The following is a 17,089-nucleotide window of genomic DNA, read 5'->3' on the forward strand; positions in this document are numbered from 1 at the left end:
TCAGCGGGTCGGGTCGACGTCGGAGACGGAGATCACGCGGTGCAGCGGCAGGGTGACGGGCTCGGCGGAATCGGGCTCGATCCCCTCGATCCGACCCCCGCCGACGGAGGCCGGCACGAGCAGTCGCGCGGTGGACCGGCCCTGGGCGTCGACGACCGAGACGGTGACGGCGGTGCCCGTGCTCGCCGCGTCGTGCAGGCGGGCGATGGCGGCCTCGCCGGTGTACGCGCCCCCTGAAGTACCCCGCGCCGAGCGCACCCGGTCGGCCGAGCGCATCGCCGCGACGGCCGCCCGCAGTTCGGAGGGGGTGGCCGTGCGCGTGGGGACGCGGGGCGCGCGGGTGATGCGGCTCTCCCGGACACGGGCCACCGGCCGGGTCAGGGCGACGACGGCGCCGGTCGTGTCCTCGACGACGGGGGAGAACCCGTGCTCGCGCAGGGCCTCCACCAGGTCCAACGGCCGGGCCTGGGAGATGAGGACGGTCGGCGCGACGGTCCGCAGTGCGCAGTTCTCGGCCACCGTGGAGCTGAGGACCTGGGCGACCAGCGACGGGTCGTCGCACCGGACGAAGGACAGGGCGGTACCCACCCGCAGCCGACCGTGACGACGGGCCACGTCCTCGATGAGGTAGTCCAGCGACTGCGGGACGGGGGTGACGGAGGTCCGGGCGAGCAGGTCCCGGATCCCCGCCGCCGTGCGCCCGGCGTCGAGTGCGCGACGCACGGAGGTCTCGGTGACGCGGTAGGTGGTGGCGGCGCCGGCCGACTCGACGTCGGCCAGGAGCGCGAACTCCGCGGCGAGCTCGGGCACGAGCGGGCCGGGGGCGAGGATCGTCAGGTCGGCCTGGACGATGACCTCCGAGACCGGGTCTGGCAGGGCGGCGACGAGGACCGGTTCGAGGTCCTCGACGCCGGGGGCGGGGGTGCCGTCATGGGTGGTGGCGGTGTGGGTGGCGGCTCCGGCGACGGGTGCGTGGGTGTCGCCGGCGAGGGCCCTGGCCGCGCTGGTGGCGGTGGTCCCGACGACGAGTCCCATCAGACGCGCCTCCGCCACGGTCTCGGCCACGGGCCGGGAACCCGCACGCGAGAACCACACCGGCGAGGACCAGCGCACCACCTCCGTCAGCAGAGTGGCGTCGGGCTCCGCTGCGGGGTCCAGGGCGGCCAGCGCCTTCAGGACCCGGATCCGTTCGGTGGGTCCGGGCGGGCCGATGGGCTCACCCAATGCGGGCACGGTGCCGCCGCCCTCGATCTCGGACCCGACCCGCCACGGCGTCCGCGGCATGGACCACCACGCGAGGACGAGCTCGGCCCAGCGGCGTGCGGGTTCGCGGGCCGACCACACGTCGGCGGCCTCGGTGGGCGCCCACACCGAGTCGAAGGCCACGTCGCCGACGTCGGCGTCGCCGACCGCGATGAGTCCCGCGGCCGCGAGGACCTCGAGCAGCAGGGGGAGCTCGCGCTCGACGAGGCCGGAGGCGCGGGCCACCCGCCGCAGTTCGCGCACCCCGACACCGCCGGCCTTGAGGGTGGCGGCCGGGGCGGTCGACAGGGCGGAGAGGACCGAGTCGCAGCGGTGCAGCAGCTCAAGGGCCGCGACGCCGCCGGAGGCGTCGACCCGGCCCGCCCCGCCCGCCCCGCCCGCGGCCGCCCCGGCCCTCGGAGCGGCCCACGCAGGGGCGTGGAGCAGCGACGATCCCTCGTCGCGGGCGCCGTGGCGGGCCCGGTCCAGCGCGTGGGCACGCGGGACGACCACCTCGCCGTCGTCCCCACCGGTCACCTCCGCGAGCCCCGAGCCCGCCAGCTCTGTCGCGGCGGCACGCACCGGCTCCGACGCCCCGGCGCCGAGAGCCCCGACGGGGGTGCGCCCGCGGGCGATCGCCTCGAGCACCCCGACCGCCGGAGCGGACAGGCCGCCCCAGGCGACGTCGAGGTCGGCGCCCGCGGGCTCGCCGGGGTGCGGCGCCACCACCGGGGCCGACCGGACGGCCACCGCCGTGACGGGCGCCATCCGGACATGGTCCCCTCCGCCCCAGAGCAGGGTGAGGTCGCGGAGACGGGCGAGGGCGGCGTGGAAGACGGGCTCGTCGTCGTCGACACCCAACCGGCCCGACACCGCACCCAGCGGCACCGCCCCGGAATCGGCTCCCACCGCTGCGGCGGTGGCCAGGACCACGAGCTCCGGCCACGTCAGGGTCCCCAGCGCGCGGGCGGTGGACGCCGGCAACCGCAGCCTCGACGCGAGCACGTCGACCGAGGCCGGGGGAGGGGTGGCCACATCTGGACGCAACTCGCACACGCGGACGAGCGCGTCATCGGACAGTCCGGCCAGCCACGCGGGGAAGTCCGGCTCGTCGCCGGCGGCACCGGGGGAACCAGCACGGCGGGGGGCGACACGGCGGGAGGAGGCTCGGGAACTCGGCATGATCCGTCCCAGCCTAGTGAGATCGCGGCGGCGGTGAGGACCGTCCGGGTCCGATACGACCCGGATGCTGACGGGACGCCCGCGAGGTGAGACACTGGACACGTGGCTGCCAAGAAGAATCTGACCCATGACAACCCGGGATGGCCCGACGCCTCGTTCGGCGAGCACCCGGTGACCGAACTCGCCGCGCTGGTCGCGGGAGGCCTGTCCCCCTTCGGGCAGGAGACCTTCCCGCTGCCGCAGCATCGGCTGGGCTACCTCCACCCGGAGACGGTGGTCAACAGGACCGTCCGCACCCGCTGAGCGCGACGCACTCACACACGAGGAAGGGCCGCCACTCCCTGCAGGGGGTGGCGGCCCTTCCTCGTGGTCCGTGGACCGGGGCTGCGCGGGTGACGCGTCAGTTGGCCAGGTAGGTGGCGAAGAAGCCGTCCACCAGGTCCTGGTTGCCGGCGTAGGCGGCGTCGACGGCGTCCCGGTTGGCCTCGTAGGTGTCGGCGATCGGCAGCACGATGCCGCGGCCCTCGGCGAAGGAGGACAGGGTCGCCACGTGATCGGCGGCGGTGACCGCCTCCGGGGCGGCGGGCGCGGCCGGGGCGTGGGCACGCGGGGCCGGCGCGGGCGCCGGGTTGGACAGGTCGCGCGGGGTCGGCGCGGAGTTCAGGCCCAGCTTGGCCGAGCAGGCGGGCCAGGCGCCCCAGCCCTGACCGGCGAGGGTCTTCTCGGCGATCGCGATCTGCTGCTCGCGCGTGGCCTGGTTGGCCGTCGGGGCGTACTGCGTACCGCCGTAGGCGGCCCAAGTGCTCGGCGAGAACTGCAGGCCGCCCTGGTAGCCGTTCCCGGTGTTGATGCCCCAGTTGCCGCCGGACTCGCACTGGGCCAGGCGGTCCCAGTCGGAGTCGGGGGCGGCGTTGGCGGCCGGCGCGAGGGCCAGGCCGGCGGCGGAGAACGCGGTGCCCGCGAGGACGACCTTCACAGCGTTCCTGGGCGCTGAGGAGGCGGCGGCACGGTGGCGTCCGGTGTAAGAGGTCATGTCGTCAGTCCTTTTCACTCTGTGCCTACGGGGTGAGCTGTCGGGTTCGGACGAGTGCGTCCGGCCGCCGGTGGCGGCTTCACCCCAAGGCGACCATCGGTCGCCGGGCCGTGGTGGGCCCTGTCGGGTCCCCCGTCCCCGCCCGGGTAATGGTCACTGTGGCATCGGCCGCTGGGCGGGGTTCGGTAGGTGCGTCCGATGCCGACTCGCTGACGAGTCTGCTACGAAACTGTAGCGGTCCGATGCCGGATCGTCACCATTCTGAAATAAACCGAGGCAGTCTGGGTCTGACGTGCGTGCCGTTATCGGCTCGTTACCAGCGGTGTTCGCGGGAGGGTGTGGTTGATCACACCGAGGGCGGTCGCGAGCCGAGGATGGCGTAGAGCAGCCCCAGTAGGAACCCGACCGGCGTGAACAGCATCGCGCCGAGATACAGGAGGGTCGGCGCGTCGCGGCCGAGCACGAACGGGGTCAGCGCCGCCGCGACGGTGAACAGCACCCCGATCGTGAAGATGACGAGCGCCGTCACGAACAGGCCCCGGCGTCGTGGCCGCACGGGGTCGGCTGCCCGGGTGGACGCCGCGGCGTCAGGTGTCCAGGGGTCGTCGGCAGGGCGTCGATCGTCGGCGGTCACACGGGGAGGTTACCGCTCGCCTCGCGGTGGGCACCAACGCGCACGAGGGTAGTCTCGGGGCATCAGTCATGGTTGTCGGTCGCGTATCCCGCGTCCGGTCGGAAGGTGGTTCGCGGTGCCCAGCGGCAAGGTCAAGTGGTACGACGCGGAGAAGGGCTTCGGTTTCCTGTCCCAGGAGGGCGGAGAGGACGTCTACGTGCGCTCCGAGGCGCTCCCCGCAGGGCTCGAGACGCTGCGTCCGCGCCAGCGCGTGGAGTTCGACATGGTCTCCGGGCGCCGCGGCCCCCAGGCGTTGCGCGTGGTGGTCCACGACGAGCCGACGGTCGCGGAGGAGCGGGCCCCGAGGAGCGGGCCCCGACGTTCGGCGGACGAGCTGCACGGGATGGTCGAGGACATGATCAAGGTGCTCGAGTCGACCGTCCAGCCCGAGTTGCGCCGTGGTCACCGGCCGGAGGCCAAGGTCTCGGGCCGGGTGGCGTCGGTGCTCCGCGCGGTCGCGCGCGAGCTGGACGCCTGACCCACGGATCAGTCGGCGTAGGTGAAGCGCACCGACCACTCGCCGTTGAGGATCGACTCCGACCCGTCAGCGGCATAGACGATCGCGACCGCACGGATGGCGAGGCCCTCGATCCGGCCCTCCTCCGGGGTGGTCACGGGCACCAGCAGCTGGCCCGGCCCGCCGGCCTCGACGGTGTAGTCGCGGGAGCCGTCGGCGCGGATCTCATAGACGTCCATCGTCGACGCACGCAGCTCTCCGGGCAGCCGGACGGTGAGGACGTCCTCATCCTGCACCCGGAACTCGCCGACCGGATTGGTGAAGGTGTTCCCGTCCAGGTCGGTCGCGGTGAACGGCAGCACGGTCACCTGGCCGCGATCGCTCGCGACGGTCACCTCGGGTAGTGCACCGTACCGGGCCTCCGAACCCTGCCAGGCGCCGACGATCGCGGCGATCATGATGATCATCCACGCCGCGATCGCCCAGGTGATGGGACGGATACGGGAGCCGGTCGACGGGGTCTCGTTGCGGGAACTCACTCCCTCATTCTGCCGAGGGGCCGGGTGTCGGCCACACCCGGGTCGCGCGGCGGGCCCGGGAAGCGCGGCCTGTTGCCGCCTAGGCCGGGGACGAGGGTCGACCCGCGGCCGGTCAGGTGCGATTGCGCGAACATCAGGGCGCCGACCACGGCGATCACCGAGAACCCCACGGTGAAGTCGGTCGGCAGGAGGACGCCCAGTGCTCCGCCGAGGACCCACGCCACCTGCAGGGCGGTCTCGGAGCGACCGAAGGCCGAGGAGCGTGCGGCGTCCGGGATGTCCGTCTGGACCGACGCGTCGAGGGCGACCTTGCCCAGGGCGCTGCACACCGCCGCGACGAGCGCGAGGACGGCCGCGGCCCAGATGGTCCCGAGGAACGCGGCGACGACGGCCGTCGCCAGGGCCGCCCCCGCGGCCGTGCCGGCGATCCGTTCGGGCCGGCCCAGCGGGAGCCGCGCACCGACGGCGTTGCCGGTGAAGGTACCCAGCCCGCCGGCGGCGCCCGCCATCGCCAGGAGGCCGGCCTGCTCGATCGCGGTGGCGTCCTCCTGGGCCTTGGCCATGAACGCCAGGAACAGGGTGAGGAAGCCGGTCATGAAACGCAGGAGCGACACCGCCCACAGGTTCGCCAGGACGTTCCTGCCCAGCGGCCGCGTGAGGACCGCCCGGAGGTCACCGGTCAGACTCGGGCCCCGCTCCATCCGCAGGGTGGCGGACTCCTCGTCCCGGGACGCCTCGGCGTGCGCGGGGATGGTCACGGCGACGTAGGCCGCGACAAGGGCGACCGCTGCGAGCAACCACAGGGCGGCGTCGGAGTCCCACAGCCATGCCACGGCGCCGGCTGTCGCCCCTGCGATGAGGCTGCCGCAGACGTGCCCCAGCACGGTCAGGCGGGAGTTGGTGCGGACCAGGTCCAGGGTCGGGGGCAGCACGTGGGGGGTGATGGACGCCTTGACGACGCCGAACGTCTTGGACAACACGAGCATGCCCAGCGCGAGGGGGTACAGGAGCCAGGAGTCGAAGTTCAGCGCGAGGATCACCGCGAGCACCGCACGCAGGGTGAACGTCAGTGAGACGGTGAGACGTCGGCCCCGGTGGAGGCGGTCCAGGGCGGGGCCGATGACCGGCGCGATCAGCGCGAACGGCGCGACCGTGACCAGGAGGTACAGCGCCACGCTGGCGCGGGACTCCGCGGTCGCGGCGGAGAAGAACAGGGTGTTGGCCAGGGCCACGGCGAGAATCGCGTCGCAGGCGAAGTTGGCGACCGTGACGTAGCTGAGCGGAGCGAGTCCCGAACGGTCCGCGCCGTCGGCGTGGAAGACCCGGCGCACGCCCCGTCCGGCGGAGGAGGCGGCGCGGCGCGCGGGACCGGCGGTACGCTCACCCAACGAGGCGCACCTCGTACATGGTCGGCCACAGCTTGCCGGTGAGCAGGACGTTCCCGGAGTCCGGCAGTGCCGCGATCCCGTTGAGCACGGCATCGGGGTCGGCGGGCCGCGGTTGCTGGAGCTGCCCGGCGTCGTAGATGGCGGTGACCTGCCCCGTGGCGGGGTCGATCCGCACGATCTCGTCGGTCATCCACACGTTCGCGAGGACCGAGCCGTCCGCACATTCCAGTTCGTTGAGCCGGGTGACCGGCGTGCCCCCGGACGTCACCGACACGCGTCCGGTCGGCTCGAAGGTCGTCGGGTCGCGGAAGGTCAGGGTGTCGGAGCCGTCGCTCATCACCAGCGCCGTGCCGTCGGAGCACAGGCCCCAGCCCTCGCCCTCGTACGGGACCTCGGAGCGCACCTCGAGGGTCTGCGGGTCGCGGTTGTGGGCGATGCCCTTCTGCCAGGTGAGGGTCCACAGGGTGTCGGGGGTGACGGCCAGGCCCTCGCCGAACTCGTCCCCCGCCATGGCGACGGTCACCGCGGGCTCGCCACCCCCCAGCGGTCGACGCTGGACCACGGAACTGCCGACCCGCCCCGTCGACTCGTAGATCTCGTCGCCCACCACCTGTAGCCCCTGGGTGAACAAGGACGGGTCGTGATCGAGCGTGCGCACGACCTCCACCGAGCCGCGCGCGGGTTGCGGGTCCGACGGCCCCACCGGCACCCGGGGGGCCGCCGAACTCCCGGCGGCCGAACCGGCGGGGACGCTCGACGAGGCAAGGGACGCGCCGGCGGAGGTGGTGGCGGGCGGTGCTCCTCCGTCGTCCGAGGAACACGCCGTGAGTGCGGCGACGAGGCTCAGGGACACGACGAGGGGGCCGACCGGGCCGAGGGCGCTGCGCATGCCCCCCAGGATGCCGCACGACGGGCCGGGCCGTGACCTCCACGCGGAGATGCGCATAATGGGAGACGTGAACACCGAGGTAGGCACGGATCAGGGGTCGGATTTCGACGGCGCGCTGCGTGAGCGGCTGGCCACCGGCGTCGACGTGGCCCGGTCGGCGGTCGAGGAGTTCGCCGCGGAGGGTGTGGGGGAGCACCTCGGCAGCACCGTCGAGGCGGAGTTCACCACCACGCACCGGTTCGCCTCCGAGCTGCCCGGGTACCGAGGTTGGTACTGGGCCTGCGTCCTCGCGCTCGTGCCCGGTGGTGACCTGACCGTCGACGAGATCGCGCTCCTCCCGGGAGCGGACGCGCTGGTCGCCCCCGAGTGGGTGCCGTGGGATCGGCGCATCCGGCCCGGGGACCTCGGCGCCGGGGATCTGCTCCCGCCGCCCGAGGACGACGACCGGCTCGTCCCCGGCTACACGCTGAACGGCGACGACGAGCTGGACGACGCCGCGGGGCCGATCGGTCTCGGCCGACCGCATCACCTGAGCTGGGAGGGGCGGGCCGCCGCCGCCGACCGGTGGACGGTCGAGCGCGGACCGGACACCGAGATCGCCCGGGCCGCCAAGCACCACTGTGGGACCTGTGGGTTCCTGGTGCCCGTAGCCGGGTCCCTGGGCGCCCTGTTCGGCGTCTGCGCCAACGAGTTCTCCGCCGACGGGCAGGTCGTCCACCTCGAGTACGGCTGCGGCGCCCACAGCGAGGTCGAGATCCCCTCCGACACCGGGCCGGCCGTTGCCGAGGCGTACGACGACGCCGCCGTCGACGTGGTGGTCCTGCCCCAGCAGCTCGCCGCGACCGCACGCGCTCGCTCCGCCGCCGATGACCGCACGGACGATCAGGCCGCGTCCGGCCACGCCGCGTCCGGTGCGGCCGCCCCCCACCAGGGTGGGGACGTCGAGACGTCGGCCGACGAGCCCACGTCCGCGGACTGACCCGCTCAGTCCAGGTCGTAGTCCAGGCCCTGTTGGGCACCCGCGCTGCCGCGTAGTACGGCCCGGCGCTGCAGTGCATAGACGATCGTGCCGACCGCCCCGACGCCGACGCCGACCGCGCCCAGGATGACCGAACGCATGTCGACCTCCTCCATGAGCATGTGGGCCAGGAGGGCCAGCGTCCACGCCAGGGTCCCGATGATGACGACGGGTCGGGGGTCCAGCAGGTAGGCGGGAATCCGGGGGACCCCCGGCTCTGTCGACTCGTCCGTCATGACCGCGACGCTACCGCAGGCGGCGGGGCGGTTACTCTATGACGGTTCCTCACCCACAGCTCAGGAAGGTCACCAGATGTCGCAGAGCACCGGGGCCCCGTCGCAGCCCCCCACCAAGGTCGGGGCGCTCGATCGCTACTTCAAGATCAGCGAGCGCGGCTCGACGGTGTCCCGCGAGGTCCGCGGCGGGCTCGTCAGCTTCTTCGCGATGGCCTACATCATCATCCTCAACCCGCTGATCCTCGGCTCGGGCACCGACGTCGAGGGCAACCAGCTGTCGATCGTCGAGATCGCCGCGGTCACCGCCTTCACGGCGGGCGTGATGACCATCGCGTTCGGTGCGATCGCGCGGTACCCCTTCGCATTCGCCACGGGCCTGGGGATCAACTCGCTCGTCGCCGTCACCATCGCGCAGCAGGTGACCTGGGCCGAGGCCATGGGCCTGGTGGTCATCGAGGGCATCATCATCGTGATCCTCGCCGTCACCGGGTTCCGCACCGCCGTGTTCAACGCGGTGCCCGGCGAGCTCAAGGCGGCCATCGCCGTCGGCATCGGCCTGTTCATCGCGATGGTCGGTGTCGTCGACTCCGGTTTCGTCCGCCGCCTCCCGGACGCGGCCGGCACCACCGTCCCGGTGGGGCTGGGCATCAACGGGTCGATCGCCTCGTGGCCCACCTTCGTCTTCGTCGTCGGTCTCCTGCTCTGCGGAATCCTCGTCGCACGCCAGATCCGCGGCGGCCTGTTCATCGGCATCGTCGTCACCGCGGTCTTCGCGGTGATCGTCGAGGCCCTCGCGGACGCGGGCCCGTCCTTCGTCGACGGTGAGCCCAATCCGACCGGCTGGGGCCTCGCGGTCCCCGGCATCCCCGATTCTCTCGGGGGCATCCCGAACCTGTCGCTGATCGGCCAGGTGGACCTCATCGGCGCGTTCGTCCGCATCGGGCCGCTGGCCGCGGGACTGTTCGTCTTCACCCTGCTGCTCGCCAACTTCTTCGACGCCATGGGCACCTTCACCGGCCTCGGCAAGGAAGCCGAGCTCATGGACGACAAGGGCAACCTGCCCAACATGAAGGCCGCGCTGGTCGTCGAGGGATTCGGTGCCGTCGCCGGTGGTCTGACCTCGTCGTCGTCGAACACGGTGTTCCTCGAGTCCGCCTCCGGCATCGCCGAGGGAGCCCGGACGGGCCTGGCGAACGTCGTCACGGGCGGGCTGTTCCTGCTGGCGATGTTCTTCACCCCGCTGTACGAGGTCGTCCCGGTCGAGGCCGCCGCGCCCGCGCTGGTGATCGTGGGTGCGCTGATGATCTCGCAGATCAAGGCGATCGACCTGACCAACTTCGCGGTCGCGCTACCGGCGTTCCTCACGATCGTGGCGATGCCGTTCACGTACTCCATCGCCAACGGCATCGGGATCGGTTTCATCGCCTGGGTCGTCATGGCCACGGCCACCGGCAAGGGCCGCACCGTGCACCCGATCCTCTGGATCGTCGCGGCCGCGTTCGTCGTGTACTTCGCCATCGGTCCCATCACCGACGCGCTGGCCTGACCGGCCGGCGGAGGAGCGAGCGAACCGTGCACGTCGTCGACGTCTCCGACCCCGCCGACCCCAGGCTGGACGACCTGCGTGACCTCAACAACTCCGACCGGCGGCCCGACCTGCCCGGCGGCCGGGGACTGGTGATCGCCGAGGGCACGTATGTCGTGGGCCGCATGCTCCTCTCGCGCTTCCGGCCGCACGTCCTCCTGGGGACCGACGCGCGGTTGCACCAGTTGCGCAGGGAGGCCGCCGCCGAGGGGTGGGACGCCGACGAGCGCGCGGGCGACGCGGTGTATCTGCGCACCACCAAGGACGTCCTCAGCGAGGTGATCGGCTTCCGGTCCAGCCGCGACATCCTCGCCGCCGCGGACCGGCCCGCACCACTGCCGGTCGAGGAGGTGCTGGACGGCGCGCGGACGCTCGTCGTGCTCGAGGGCGTCAACGACCCCGAGAACCTCGGCGCGATCTTCCGCAACTGCGCTGCCCTCGGGGTCGACGGCGTGCTGTTCGGGGCGGCCGCCGGGGACCCGCTCTACCGGCGGGTCGTGCGGGTGTCGATGGGACACGTGCTCCGCCTGCCGTTCGCCCACCTGCCCGGCACGCCCACCACCTGGCAGCGTTCGCTCGAGGACCTGCGGGAGCGGGGCTTCCGGACCGTCGCCCTGACGCCGTCCGCCGACACCCCGCTGTCCCGGGCCGTCGACGCCGACAGGGTGGCGTTCGTGCTCGGCGCGGAGGGCCCGGGGCTCACCGAGCACGCGATGCGTGCCTGCGATGTGCGGGCCGCGATCCCCATGACCGACGGCACGGATTCGCTCAACGTCGCCACCGCCGCGGCGGTCGCGTTCTACGAGCGGTCCCGCCGGGACTGACCCGCTCGCGACGGGCCGCGTCGACCCGCTAGCGGGATCCGCCGTCGCGACGACGGCGGGACACCGAGTCCGCGCCCCGGCGCACGGCGTCACCGACCAGGCCGGCGATGCTCCGTATCCGGCCGCCGCGCGCACCCCCGCCCGGCCCGCGGGATCCGGAGGGGAGACGCTCGTAGTCGTCGTCGGCGTAGGGGGAGGGCCCGCCGTCGGCGCTGTCGCCATCGGCGTCCGTGTCGGACCCGACGCCGGCGGCACGCCTCGCGGCCGCGTGGAGCTCGGCGCGGCCCGGCATCCCCACGACGTGCAGTGCCGGCCCGGAGAGCGGGGTGTGTTGGCGGACCTCGCGGCGGCCGTCGGTGGCGAACCCGTGGACCGGGACGTCGAGACCGCCCGGCTCCAGGTCGAAGCCGAGCCAGTCGCGGTGGGCGGCGTGGAGGAGTGACGACGGCGAGAACGGCAACGCCAGGGGGTTGTCGGTCGCCGTGTCGAGCGGGAACTCGCCGGCCCAGTAGGGCCTCTCGAACGGCAGGGGCATGCCCTCGTCCTCGACGATCCGGTCGTCGGCCCCGGCGAACGCCCGCACGAGCCGACCCGACTCCCACCGGGCGAATCCGCTCACCCCGTCCTCGGCATCCTGGGCGAACAGCAGGATGGTGGGCGCCTCGACCAGTTTCAGCCACATCTCCGGGGTGGCGGACGGCGCGATGGGCCCCTCCACCGGGGTCTGGACGACGGTGAGTCCCGGGAACGAGCCCACGTAGATCTCACCCGGTCCGGCCGAGGCCGAGCGGTTGAGCGGGAACGCGCCCAGGGACGCCACCGTGACGGTGGGGAACAGCCGCGACAGCAGGCGGCGCGCGAAACCGGGGTCGGACGGCTGTCCCGCCCGGATCGGTGCGGCGGGATCGTCCGTGGCCAGATACCAGAACGTTGCGACGTGGTGTCCCATGACCGGACTCAGTCGTCCTTACCGCGGACCCCGAGCAGGACGTCCTCCCACGAGGGCATCGTGGGGTGACGGCGCGAGGGGCGTCGTTCGGGTTCGGTGGGCGTGGGCTGGAGGAAGTCCTCGTTGTCGTTGTCGTCGCCGTCGTTGTCGTTCCCGCGTCGTTCCCCCGTGGGGCGGGAGTCGCCGGACGTCGACTCCGACCGTCCGGACGCCCCCGGTCCCGTCCCCGCGGGAGGGGCGGATGCTGCTGGGGTGGACGATCCGGCTGGGGTGGCCGGCGCGGCGGACGGCGCGGGAACCGCGCGGATCGGCGGCGGGCCCGGCGGCAGCGGGGGAGGAGACGAGACCGAGCGCAGCGCCGTCGCGCGCGAGGGGTCGAGGATGCTCTCGGCCTCGTCGTCAAGGGCCCGGGCCGAACCGCCGTGCGAGTCGGGGACGAACGACCACGTCGCACTGGCGTCGTCGGACAGGCCCGCCGGCCAGGAGGTACGGACGACCCACCCACCGGACCGGTCACGCCAGGCGTCCCAGACGACCAGGTCCGGGTCCACGCCACGGCGGTCGAGGGCGGCACCCACCCGGTCGGCGAGCGTGTTGAGGGCCGGGCCGTCCGGCAGCACCGGATGGGCGCCCTTGGCCATGTCGGCGGCGTTGGCGCGTTCCAACAACACCGGCACGGCGAACCCCTGGATCCGCGACAGTGACACGCCGGCGTCGGCGGCGACCTCCTCCGGGGAGGCGCCGTGCCGGATGCGGTCCTGGATCTCGCGGGGGCGCAGCGTACCGGTCACGGGAGCCCGACCGGACCCACCACCGGGCACGAACTCACCACGGGCGGCCGCCCGCAGACGATCATCGAGTGGGAGGGAGAGCTTCTCGCCGGAGTCCGCGACCTCGCATTCGACGACCGACGACTCGGTGTCCACACCGACGATCCTCAGCTTCCGCATGCCGCCTCCTCGACTCCTCGCGGTCCCGTGGGCGGCTCGAGGGGTCGAGTGGCGCGCACCCGGGTCCTGGGCGTTGATCCACATGGTAGGTCAGCACAGCCCACCCGGCGCGCGGACGGGCCGGGTGGGCTGCGGAAAACTGCAGACGATGCTGCGCGGGTGGCCCCGGAGGACGCCGATCAGGCGAGCTGGCCGACCACGTGGTCGATGCAGCGGGTCAGCTGCGTGACGTCCTCCGGCTCGATCGCCGGGAACATGCCGATGCGCAACTGGTTGCGGCCCAGCTTGCGGTACGGCTCGGTGTCGAGGATGCCGTTGGCGCGCAGCGTCTTGGCGACCTTCGCGGCGTCGATCTTCTCGTCGAGGTCGATGGTGCCCACGACCTGCGAGCGGTGGGCCGCCTCGGTGACGAACGGGGTGGCGTAGTCGCTGGCCTCGGCCCAGTCGTAGAGGCGCGCGGACGAGTCCTTGGTGCGCGCGACGCACCAGTCCAGACCGCCCTGGGAGTTCATCCACTCGATCTGCTCGGCGAACATGATCAGCGTGGCCACGGCCGGGGTGTTGTACGTCTGGTTCTTGCGCGAGTTGTCCACCGCGGTCGGCAGGGACAGGAAGTCCGGGCACCAGCGGTCGGTGGCGGCGATCTCGTCGACCCGAGCGAGTGCGGCCGGGCTCATGATCGACACCCAGAGGCCACCGTCCGAGGCGAACGACTTCTGCGGCGCGAAGTAGTAGACGTCCGTGTCGGCGATGTCGACGGGCAGCCCGCCGGCGCCGGAGGTGGCGTCGATCGCGACCAGCGCGTTCTCCGAACCGGCCGGGCGGGACACGGGGAGCATGACGCCGGTCGACGTCTCGTTGTGGGCCCAGCCGATGAGGTCGACGGACGGGTCCGAGGTCGGCTCGGGGGCCGAACCGGGCTCGGCGGAGATGACGATCGGGTCGGCCAGGAACGGCGCGCCGCCGGTGACCTTGGCGAACTTCGAGGAGAACTCGCCGTAGGTCAGGTGCAGCGACTTCTCGCGCACCAGGCCGAAGGCGGCGGCGTCCCAGAACGCGGTGGTGCCACCGTTGCCCAGCACGACCTCGTAACCGTCGGGCAGCGAGAACAACGAGGACAGGCCGTCGCGCACGCGGCCCACGACGTCCTTGACCGGGGCCTGCCGGTGGCTGGTGCCCATCACGGTGGTGGCGGCGTCGGACACGGCCGCGATCTGCTCGGGACGGACTTTGGACGGGCCGCAGCCGAAGCGGCCGTCGGCGGGCTTGAGGTCGGCGGGGATGGTGGGCAGCTGATCGCTCATGCTCTTGGGGTGCCGTTCGGTCGGGGTGTGGGACGTGGTCCATCGTAGTCCGGCCCGTCCGTGGCCCGGAGTACCGTCTGGGTCATGGAGGAACCCGCCCTGGAACCGGCCGATTTCGACGTGATGCGGGTCGGGTACGGCCTGCATCCGCGCTTGGACGTCGCCGACCTGGACGACGGGTGGCTGCCGCTGTTCACCGCGTGGTTGGAGGAGGCGGGGCACCGAGGTGTCCGTGAGCCCAACGCGATGGTGCTCGGCACCGTCGGTGCCGACGGCCGGCCCTCGACCAGGACGGTGCTGTGCAAGGGCGCCGACGAGCGGGGGGTGACGTTCTTCACGACGACGACGTCCCGCAAGGGCACGCAGTTGGCGGAGACCGGGTATGCGTCAGTGACCTTCCCGTGGTTGGTCGCCGAGCGTCAGGTCCACATCGAGGGTCCGTGCCATCCGGTCGACCGGGCGGACAGCCTCGACTACTGGCGCACGCGGCCCCGGGGGTCGCAGGTCTCGGCGTGGGCTTCGGAGCAGTCCCGACCGGCCGAATCCGTCGAGGAGCTGGAGTCGCTGTACGCGACCGCGGAGCGGCGACTGGCGGGCGTCGACGAGATCCCCATGCCGGACAGATGGGGCGGGTTCCGGCTGGTGCCCGAACGGGTCGAGTTCTGGCAGGGCGGTCCGGACCGCTTCCACGACCGCGTCGAGTGCCTCCTGGCGGGGGAGACCTGGACGGCCCGCAGGCTCCAGCCCTGACCACCCGCGTCCAGACAGGCTGTGGGGCCGTGGGGGGAGCGTCTGAGAACTCCCTTCGAACCGTGGTCCGCCCTCACGGTAGGGTGTGGCACAGCACATTCGTGGCGGGATTCAGGCCGCCGGGACCAGTCGTCGGAGAGGGAATCGCGTGACCGCAGGCTCGAACGGTTCGGACCGCAATGCAACACTGTCCTACCCCGGCGGTGAGCTCGAACTCGATGTGGTGGAAGCGACCTGCGGAAGCGACGCGGTGCAGCTGGGTTCCCTGCTGGCGAAGACGGGGATGACGACCCTGGACGTCGGGTTCGTCAACACCTCCGCCTGCACCTCGTCGATCACCTACATCGACGGCAACGAGGGCATCCTCCGTCACCGCGGGTACCCGATCGACCAGCTCGCCGACAACGCGTCCTTCCTGGAGGTCTCGTACCTGCTCATCTACGGTGAGGACCCCACGGAGGCCCAGCTCGCCGAGTTCACCGAGAAGGTGCTCGCCGAGACGACGCTGCCCGGCCAGATGATGCCGCTGCTGCAGGCCTTCCCCCGGGACACCCACCCGATGCCCGTCCTGTCGGCCGGCGTGAGCCTCTTCGGGACCCACGGTGACGACCTGGACATCGACGACCCCAAGGCCGTCGACCTGGCCACCGCCCGACTCCTCGGACGCGGCCCGACCCTGGCCGCCGCGATCGAGCGCATCCGGGGCGGCAAGGACGCCATCGACCCGGACCCGTCGCTCGGGTACGTCCGCAACTTCCTGCGGATGACGTTCGGCCCGGACTACGAGGTCACCGACGAGGTCGCCGACGCCCTCGACATGCTCCTCGTGCTGCACGCCGATCACGAGCAGAACTGCTCCACCTCCACCGTCCGCATGGTCGGTTCCTCCGAGGCCCCGCTCTACGCCTCGATCACCGGGGGCATCAACGCGCTGTACGGTCCGCTGCACGGTGGCGCCAACCAGGCCGTGCTGGAGATGCTCGAGCGGATCGACTCGGAGGGCGGCGACGCCACCGACTACATGGACCGGGTCAAGAACAAGGTCGACGGCGTCAAGCTGATGGGCTTCGGCCACCGCGTCTACAAGAGCTACGATCCGCGCGCGCAGATCGCCAAGAAGCACGCGCACGCGCTGCTGTCGCAGAGCAACGACCCGCTGCTCGAGATCGCGCTCAAGCTCGAGGAGACGGCGCTCGCCGACGACTACTTCGTTGAGCGCAAGCTCTACCCGAACGTGGACTTCTACACCGGCCTGATCTACCGCGCGATGGGCTTCCCGACGGAGATGTTCACCGTGCTGTTCGCGCTCGGCCGTATGCCCGGGTGGATCGCGCACTGGCGCGAGATGCGCGAGGATCCGTCCACCAAGATCAACCGCCCGCGTCAGGTCTATACCGGCCCGGCCGAGCGGAGTTTCACCCCGATCAGCCAGCGCTGAACCCGGGAACCTGACTCCAGGAGGAGACACCATGGACAAGCCCGAGATCGACATGCCGACGGGCCCCGCGCCCACCGACCTCGTCGCCGAGGACATCACGGTGGGGGACGGTGCCGAGGCGGTCGCCGGCGGCAACGTCACCGTCCACTACGTGGGGGTCGACTACGAGACCGGTGAGCAGTTCGACTCCTCCTGGGACCGCGGCGAGTCCATCACCTTCCCGCTCAACGGCCTGATCCAGGGTTGGCAGGAGGGGATCCCGGGGATGAAGGTCGGCGGTCGCCGCCAGCTGGTGATCCCGCCGGACAAGGCCTACGGCACCTCCGCGGCGCTGCACCCGCTCGGCGGCAAGACCCTGGTGTTCGTCATCGACCTGCTCAACGCCTGAGCCCTCCTCCCGTAGCCGGGAGACCCGATCGCCCCGTCCTCCCCACGGAGGGCGGGGCGATCGGCGTCGGTAGGGGGGCCGGCAGGGCGGAGATGGCGGGGCGGACGTCGCACGCCTCGCCCGGGCTGACGCGCACCGTGGGGAGCCCGGGGTGTGTGCCCGTTCTGCCCGCATAGACGGGGGCTACGCGCCCGGACTGGTCCCAGGCGGACGCGCACCCCCGCGCAGCCGTGCAGAACCGGCG

18 protein-coding genes and 1 riboswitch are annotated in these 17,089 nt (G+C 72.4%); of the genes, 8 read left to right on the top strand and 10 right to left on the bottom strand.

Features of this window, described 5'->3' with window-relative positions:
• Positions 1–2,424, bottom strand: a complete 2,424-nt coding sequence (locus G6R20_RS12480) for a helicase-associated domain-containing protein (RefSeq protein WP_163376604.1) — start codon at positions 2,422–2,424, stop codon at positions 1–3.
• Between the two features lie 102 nt (positions 2,425–2,526).
• Here G6R20_RS12480 and G6R20_RS12485 point away from each other — a divergent pair, with 102 nt between their 5' ends.
• Positions 2,527–2,727, top strand: a complete 201-nt coding sequence (locus tag G6R20_RS12485) for a hypothetical protein (RefSeq protein WP_067712692.1) — start codon at positions 2,527–2,529, stop codon at positions 2,725–2,727.
• A 97-nt stretch (positions 2,728–2,824) separates the two neighbouring features.
• Here the strand turns inward: G6R20_RS12485 and G6R20_RS12490 are convergent, their stop codons facing one another.
• Positions 2,825–3,457: a transglycosylase family protein gene (locus G6R20_RS12490; protein ID WP_067712689.1), complete on the bottom strand. Its 633-nt coding sequence runs from the start codon at positions 3,455–3,457 to the stop codon at positions 2,825–2,827.
• A gap of 8 nt (positions 3,458–3,465) precedes the next feature.
• A riboswitch (cyclic di-AMP (ydaO/yuaA leader) is annotated at positions 3,466–3,622 on the bottom strand.
• Positions 3,623–3,803: 181 nt separating this feature from the next.
• On the bottom strand, positions 3,804–4,091 hold the full coding sequence (locus tag G6R20_RS12495) for a hypothetical protein (protein WP_067712686.1): 288 nt from the start codon (positions 4,089–4,091) through the stop codon (positions 3,804–3,806).
• Between the two features lie 115 nt (positions 4,092–4,206).
• On the opposite strand from G6R20_RS12495, the gene G6R20_RS19015 reads away from it, so the two are divergent.
• On the top strand, positions 4,207–4,608 hold the full coding sequence (locus tag G6R20_RS19015; RefSeq protein ID WP_159148729.1) for a cold-shock protein: 402 nt from the start codon (positions 4,207–4,209) through the stop codon (positions 4,606–4,608).
• An 8-nt stretch (positions 4,609–4,616) separates the two neighbouring features.
• On the opposite strand, the gene G6R20_RS12505 is transcribed toward G6R20_RS19015, so the two are convergent.
• From G6R20_RS12505 to G6R20_RS12515, 3 genes are read right to left on the bottom strand one after another with little or no spacing between them, the layout of a single operon-like run.
• Positions 4,617–5,126, bottom strand: a complete 510-nt coding sequence (locus tag G6R20_RS12505) for a DUF2771 family protein (RefSeq protein ID WP_159148728.1) — start codon at positions 5,124–5,126, stop codon at positions 4,617–4,619.
• The gene (locus tag G6R20_RS12510) at positions 5,123–6,514 is read right to left on the bottom strand and encodes an MFS transporter (RefSeq protein WP_163376605.1); all 1,392 of its coding nucleotides are present in this window, start codon (positions 6,512–6,514) and stop codon (positions 5,123–5,125) included. The genes G6R20_RS12505 and G6R20_RS12510 overlap by 4 nt, the downstream gene beginning before the upstream one ends.
• Positions 6,507–7,403 carry a glutaminyl-peptide cyclotransferase gene (locus G6R20_RS12515; RefSeq protein WP_163376606.1) on the bottom strand — a complete coding sequence of 299 codons (897 nt, stop codon included), beginning with the start codon at positions 7,401–7,403 and terminating at the stop codon, positions 6,507–6,509. Before G6R20_RS12515 ends, G6R20_RS12510 begins: the two co-directional genes overlap by 8 nt.
• Before the next feature lie 58 nt (positions 7,404–7,461).
• Here G6R20_RS12515 and G6R20_RS12520 point away from each other — a divergent pair, with 58 nt between their 5' ends.
• On the top strand, positions 7,462–8,382 hold the full coding sequence (locus G6R20_RS12520; protein WP_163376670.1) for a DUF3027 domain-containing protein: 921 nt from the start codon (positions 7,462–7,464) through the stop codon (positions 8,380–8,382).
• A gap of 5 nt (positions 8,383–8,387) precedes the next feature.
• Here G6R20_RS12520 and G6R20_RS12525 read toward each other — a convergent pair whose 3' ends face one another.
• Complete coding sequence (locus G6R20_RS12525; protein ID WP_163376607.1) at positions 8,388–8,657, bottom strand: DUF2530 domain-containing protein; 270 nt, start codon at positions 8,655–8,657, stop codon at positions 8,388–8,390.
• 76 nt (positions 8,658–8,733) lie between these two features.
• Between G6R20_RS12525 and G6R20_RS12530 the strand changes: the two genes are divergently transcribed.
• Positions 8,734–10,203: an NCS2 family permease gene (locus G6R20_RS12530; RefSeq protein WP_119193207.1), complete on the top strand. Its 1,470-nt coding sequence runs from the start codon at positions 8,734–8,736 to the stop codon at positions 10,201–10,203.
• A 26-nt stretch (positions 10,204–10,229) separates the two neighbouring features.
• A complete protein-coding gene (locus G6R20_RS12535) occupies positions 10,230–11,066 on the top strand; it encodes an RNA methyltransferase (protein WP_067712671.1) in 837 nt (278 codons plus the stop codon).
• A gap of 28 nt (positions 11,067–11,094) precedes the next feature.
• Here G6R20_RS12535 and G6R20_RS12540 read toward each other — a convergent pair whose 3' ends face one another.
• The 3 genes from G6R20_RS12540 to serC form a co-directional block, all read right to left on the bottom strand.
• Entirely contained in the window at positions 11,095–12,015 is a 921-nt protein-coding gene (locus tag G6R20_RS12540) for a hypothetical protein (protein ID WP_163376608.1), read from the bottom strand.
• Between the two features lie 8 nt (positions 12,016–12,023).
• Positions 12,024–12,965 (bottom strand): septation protein SepH, encoded by a 942-nt coding sequence (gene sepH / locus G6R20_RS12545; protein WP_163376609.1) that lies wholly within the window; start codon positions 12,963–12,965, stop codon positions 12,024–12,026.
• Positions 12,966–13,144: 179 nt separating this feature from the next.
• Entirely contained in the window at positions 13,145–14,269 is a 1,125-nt protein-coding gene (serC, locus tag G6R20_RS12550) for a phosphoserine transaminase (RefSeq protein WP_163376610.1), read from the bottom strand.
• An 84-nt stretch (positions 14,270–14,353) separates the two neighbouring features.
• Between serC and pdxH the strand changes: the two genes are divergently transcribed.
• The 3 genes from pdxH (at position 14,354) to G6R20_RS12565 (ending at position 16,845) form a co-directional block, all read left to right on the top strand.
• On the top strand, positions 14,354–15,019 hold the full coding sequence (gene pdxH / locus G6R20_RS12555) for a pyridoxamine 5'-phosphate oxidase (protein WP_120286235.1): 666 nt from the start codon (positions 14,354–14,356) through the stop codon (positions 15,017–15,019).
• A 148-nt stretch (positions 15,020–15,167) separates the two neighbouring features.
• The gene (locus tag G6R20_RS12560; RefSeq protein ID WP_096905937.1) at positions 15,168–16,457 is read left to right on the top strand and encodes a citrate synthase; all 1,290 of its coding nucleotides are present in this window, start codon (positions 15,168–15,170) and stop codon (positions 16,455–16,457) included.
• A gap of 31 nt (positions 16,458–16,488) precedes the next feature.
• The gene (locus G6R20_RS12565) at positions 16,489–16,845 is read left to right on the top strand and encodes an FKBP-type peptidyl-prolyl cis-trans isomerase (RefSeq protein ID WP_067712656.1); all 357 of its coding nucleotides are present in this window, start codon (positions 16,489–16,491) and stop codon (positions 16,843–16,845) included.
• The last annotated feature ends 244 nt before the right edge of the window (positions 16,846–17,089 follow it).

It is taken from the genome of Dietzia sp. Alg238-R159 (assembly GCF_900537145.1).
In the GTDB taxonomy this organism is placed as follows: domain Bacteria; phylum Actinomycetota; class Actinomycetes; order Mycobacteriales; family Mycobacteriaceae; genus Dietzia; species Dietzia kunjamensis.